Source organism: Microcystis sp. M_QC_C_20170808_M3Col (assembly GCF_007095505.1).
Taxonomy (GTDB): Bacteria; Cyanobacteriota; Cyanobacteriia; order Cyanobacteriales; family Microcystaceae; genus Microcystis.
Map to the genome: position 1 here is coordinate 1 of NZ_SFBY01000356.1, position 4,187 is coordinate 4,187.

At 40.7% G+C, this 4,187-nt stretch carries 6 protein-coding genes and 2 pseudogenes; 1 reads left to right on the forward strand and 7 read right to left on the reverse strand.

All coding sequences use genetic code 11. The annotated features are described in order from the left end of the window. Positions 1–63 precede the first annotated feature (63 nt). Positions 64–342 carry a hypothetical protein gene (locus tag EWV84_RS16285; protein ID WP_287078843.1) on the reverse strand — a complete coding sequence of 93 codons (279 nt, stop codon included), beginning with the start codon at positions 340–342 and terminating at the stop codon, positions 64–66. Between the two features lie 137 nt (positions 343–479). Continuing rightward, on the reverse strand, positions 480–755 hold the full coding sequence (locus EWV84_RS16290; protein ID WP_287078844.1) for a hypothetical protein: 276 nt from the start codon (positions 753–755) through the stop codon (positions 480–482). 150 nt (positions 756–905) lie between these two features. Between EWV84_RS16290 and EWV84_RS16295 the strand changes: the two genes are divergently transcribed. Further along, positions 906–1,061, forward strand: coding sequence for a hypothetical protein (locus EWV84_RS16295; RefSeq protein WP_287078845.1), 156 nt, complete (start codon positions 906–908; stop codon positions 1,059–1,061). Positions 1,062–1,166: 105 nt separating this feature from the next. Here the strand turns inward: EWV84_RS16295 and EWV84_RS16300 are convergent, their stop codons facing one another. The 5 genes and pseudogenes from EWV84_RS16300 to EWV84_RS16320 form a co-directional block, all read right to left on the reverse strand. Further along, positions 1,167–1,484, reverse strand: a complete 318-nt coding sequence (locus tag EWV84_RS16300; protein ID WP_287078846.1) for a hypothetical protein — start codon at positions 1,482–1,484, stop codon at positions 1,167–1,169. Between the two features lie 5 nt (positions 1,485–1,489). After that, the gene (locus EWV84_RS16305; RefSeq protein ID WP_287078847.1) at positions 1,490–1,855 is read right to left on the reverse strand and encodes a hypothetical protein; all 366 of its coding nucleotides are present in this window, start codon (positions 1,853–1,855) and stop codon (positions 1,490–1,492) included. 1,048 nt (positions 1,856–2,903) lie between these two features. After that, positions 2,904–3,086: a hypothetical protein gene (locus EWV84_RS16310; protein ID WP_287078848.1), complete on the reverse strand. Its 183-nt coding sequence runs from the start codon at positions 3,084–3,086 to the stop codon at positions 2,904–2,906. Between the two features lie 2 nt (positions 3,087–3,088). Further along, positions 3,089–3,446: pseudogene (locus EWV84_RS16315) on the reverse strand (PIN domain-containing protein); the annotation flags it as partial. Positions 3,447–3,567: 121 nt separating this feature from the next. After that, positions 3,568–4,187, reverse strand: a pseudogene (locus tag EWV84_RS16320) (IS630 family transposase); the annotation flags it as partial.

Below are 4,187 nucleotides of genomic sequence, written 5' to 3' on the forward strand. Positions count from 1 at the left end.
ACTTTGTGTAAGACAGTACATGGTTTTTTAACCGTGGTATGCAACGGTGGTTGAAGCAGAAACTTAAATCGTGAGGTTTAGGAATCGCCGCACTTTTAGGGCGGCGAGGATGTCAAAGTTGTCATAAACACTCATTTCAGGGCTGTTCCAATCGTTTGAAAAGGTAGCTAGACTTGCACGTAGAGTCTTAGCCTGCTCTCTATCAATTCCTTGAGATGCCAAGTTAATATCATTCGAGCTAACAAAGGTAACAATTACACAAGCCCCTTCAGGTACGTTATTGGGACTTTCTGTGAGTTCTACACGACCATTGCGGTAAACCCCTTCAACACTTACTAGCATATTTCCTCCTCAAGACTTAAGTTTAACAAGATTATAACTTTGACAAGGTCTCACTTTTGAATTCCTTGAGTAATATCGCCAACAGTTAAATCTCCATTGAATAATTGCTTCTCGGCGCGAATTAACGCTCCCCATCATCATGGCAACACACTGGGGGAACGAAAGCCAAAACGATGGACAGCGCGATGCCCAATCCGAATACCAAATATTTGTGCATCAGGAAAACGTATTAACAGTTGTTTAGCAGCTGTTAGGCTGTCGTCAGCCACTTCAAAAGCCCCTGTTTCGATGTCTATTGCTACAATTCTCCCCTGATTTCCCTCCTCGACTTGAGAACGTACCTGAGATTCATAAATCTCATTACCACGTCGGGCAAACTCTTCTTTGCTGTAGCGGGGTTGTCGAACTGTCATTGGCTTGACCCTGTGGCAACTTTTGCCCCTCTATTTTAACCAAACATTGGGAATCTTCGCTAACATTCCTCAACTGGGCCCACAAGAGCGGCGTACTGCTACGCAGTGCCTTCGGCATCGCACTTAGACTCACAGCTTCAATCAATGTGCATGGTGCGTTCCCCAAAATCGATCAGTGGAGCAGTAGGAGCCACATTAGAGAACGCACCCTACAGCGATGGCGATCGCAATACCGTTCCCACCAGTCGTCTGCGGTTTACTGTCATGGCCACCCATAGCCGCGCCCATCTAGAGGTTCTTGTCTAGTCTATTGGCGAGTCTTTCCCCACATAGGGAAAAAGTTTTTCGTGGGAGCAGGGTGTGGGGAAGTGGAGAACGGTCTAGTTAGCTTGCGCCGCTTATAGAGAGGAATTAACAAGCCAAAGCAAGAACTTTAAGAGGGACAAGAGCTTTGTGAAGAACACTGGGCTTGGCATTTAGATATATCTCACGACAATTGCTCTCGTTATATCCAACCACGACAGCCCCTATTGTTGTGCCAATTTCAGGATACATTTCTTGACTCATCCTACCTTCATCTAAAAAATCAGGGATTTTAATTAGTCCCTTGACTAGGGATTCATCAATCTTTACAAAAACACCAAAAGGGGCATGAAATTCGACTTTGCCCTGCACAAACTGACCTAGCTTATATTTTGATTTAATTTGCTCCCAACTTTTGCTATCCATGATAGTTACCGTGATTTAAGGACTCGTGGAAATTGGTTTAGGACTGGAAATAGGCTTTGAGGAATAACTACCTCAATTCGTTCGCAGTTATCCTTTTCATCATAGCGAAATTCAAGGGGTTTGAAATATTTATCGTAGCTTGCCTGATCGATAAAAACCTCAAGGATGCCATCTTGGTAGCTTTGGTTAAATTCCTCGGCAATACTTCTGTCATTTGGACCGGCAAAGTAGCAACTTCCATCGACATAAGGAGGGTTATACGGGAAATCAACAGGTTGAAATCCCTCATCCAGCAATTTTTGACCTTTACCTTTTTGAGGAGCTTTGTAAATTGTAACGGTTTGGACGGATTGTAGCTGCTCCGACTGCATATGTTGGTATTTTGGCTAAGACAAACAGCAGTATCATAAACTATAGCAAAGACCAAGGTGCTTAGGACAATCCATCGCTGAAACCCTGTTCAGATAAGAGTTTGAAAATTGAAAGCGTCCTAAATAACCCATTATTTGCTATACACCATTCTTGAATCATTTTTTGGACTGTAAAAAATATTTAGAGTATTGCCTTACTAACAACTCAAAAAACGCAAATAAAAATCATATTACAGAAAAACAACCAAGATAGTTGTTACTCGTTTAGTGGGGTCTCATTTTTTGCTTGTTTCATCCCTTCCTTGCGGGCTGCTGCAAGCTCCTCGTTAGTGGCAGTCATACCGCTCTGAAAGTAAAGTTCTGCTGCATTACTAATAACCAATATCACTCTATTTAGGCGTGATCGCAAGAAACCTTCCCTATATCACGCCCAAAAGCGTGTTAGCCAGATTAGCATATTGCCAAAAACCTTGTTTAACTAGGGTCTGCTGAAAAAGTTTTTCCTAGGTGTGGGGTGTGGGGTGTGGGGTGTGGGGTTTTACCGATTTTGAGGGGGTCAATTACCTAATTTTCAGGGAAAAAGTCCCGGAAATTTCGGCTCTTCTCGTTTCTGTGTGGAAGGAGGAAGAATAGGGGTAATTTTCCAGAAATATATTCTTCAAATCCTTGCCTAGCAAGACTACTAGGAACGATAAACACTGATTATCACACCAAGTCGTATCTGGTACTTTTGGATTTCAAAAAAGCCTAAAGATATTATCCAACAAGGTTTTTAGATTTATTCAGCAAGCCCTAACTAAATTTCTGACAATTTAGGCTCATTATAGCAATGATTCCTATATCTGACCGCCCCCCTTGACAAAAATTTACAATTATTCGACCTTTAGCGATCGCTATCGGGGGAGAGTTGTTTTTTATTACAGCAGTGTGGAGAAGGGAGCGGGTTTTTTCAAGTGGCATTGGGGCTTAATCATGCTATTAAAAACCGATTCAGTATAACGGTTGAACTCACTCGCCGCTACTAACTTTGAATAATAGCAGAAGTATATCAGTAGGTCGGGTGCAGTGATTTGTTAGACACTCTTTTAATTGGCAGTTTTACGAATTTTCGTCCACTGGAAATTTGCTTTTTTCTAAGATCGTCAAATATTGCCTTGAGATCATAATTGAGAGATTTTGCGTATTCTTCTCTATATCTATAAATTTCTTCGACAATTTCATCTTTATACATAGTTATTCTCCTCGAAGCTTAAATCCTATGAACTCGTAAGGGGTACAAACAAATGGTAGCCTGTATCCAAGCTCAAGACTAATTTGGGATAGCTTTCTTTGGATTTGAGCGTTTGCCATGTGCTTACAATTCCATGTTATAGCAAATAATGGGTTATTTAGGACGCTTTCAATTTTCAAACTCTTATCTGAACAGGGTTTCAGCGATGGATTGTCCTAAGCACCTTGGTCTTTGCTATAGCAGATCGTCTAAGCCATAAACGGTTGCTAGTGCCATGTGTAAGGCATCATTAGACGCTTTGGGGGGTAGGTTGCTTTGTTGTAAGAATTCTTGTGCTAGAGCGATCGCTTCTTCGGTTATACTTTAGACGTTCATAATCTGAGATTTATAGCGGTTCTCACATCTGTGTGGCACACTTTAACCTTTGCTGATTAAGCTTTTCAGGATTGAGAATGTACCTCTTGTCAACAGGAAACGCTATATTAAACTTCTGAAATCGTAGAGTGAGCAAGGAATCCAGTTCTTTTTTATGTTTCAGATGGGCATCATTCAGACATTCATAAATAGCTGAAGAAAAGTCAGAAAAGTTTTCATAATATTTACCATATAAACATTTCTTTTTGACAAATTTCCACAGCCTTTCAATTAAATTTAGATTAGGCGAATAAGACGGCAGATAGAGTAGCTCTATTGACAAAGAAAGAGCTAATTACTCAACAACTTTGCCTTTCTGATAGCGGGCATTATCTAATACCAGAGTGATGGAAATTATTAGTCCTAAAGCAGCTATTTTTCCAATAAGTTCACAGACTTGAGTTGCTGTAATATAAGTGTCATTAGTAACCAGAATAACTTCATGGGTTATCACATTTAATGCTCCTCAAACATTAAAGCGTTTACGCCCGCTCGGCGACTTAACGAAAAGTCTCTCAAAACACCAATACCGAGAAAAGCTCCCATAACAAAGTGAGCAGCATCAACGAAAAAACAGCCCTTTTTCCTTCTTTAGCCTCATTTAGTCTGGGTTCTAGCTTTTTTTCTTTGTAGTCTTCTTGTTCATCCCGGTCAGCTTTAGAAGGAAGAGAACCTACTTTTAAACAT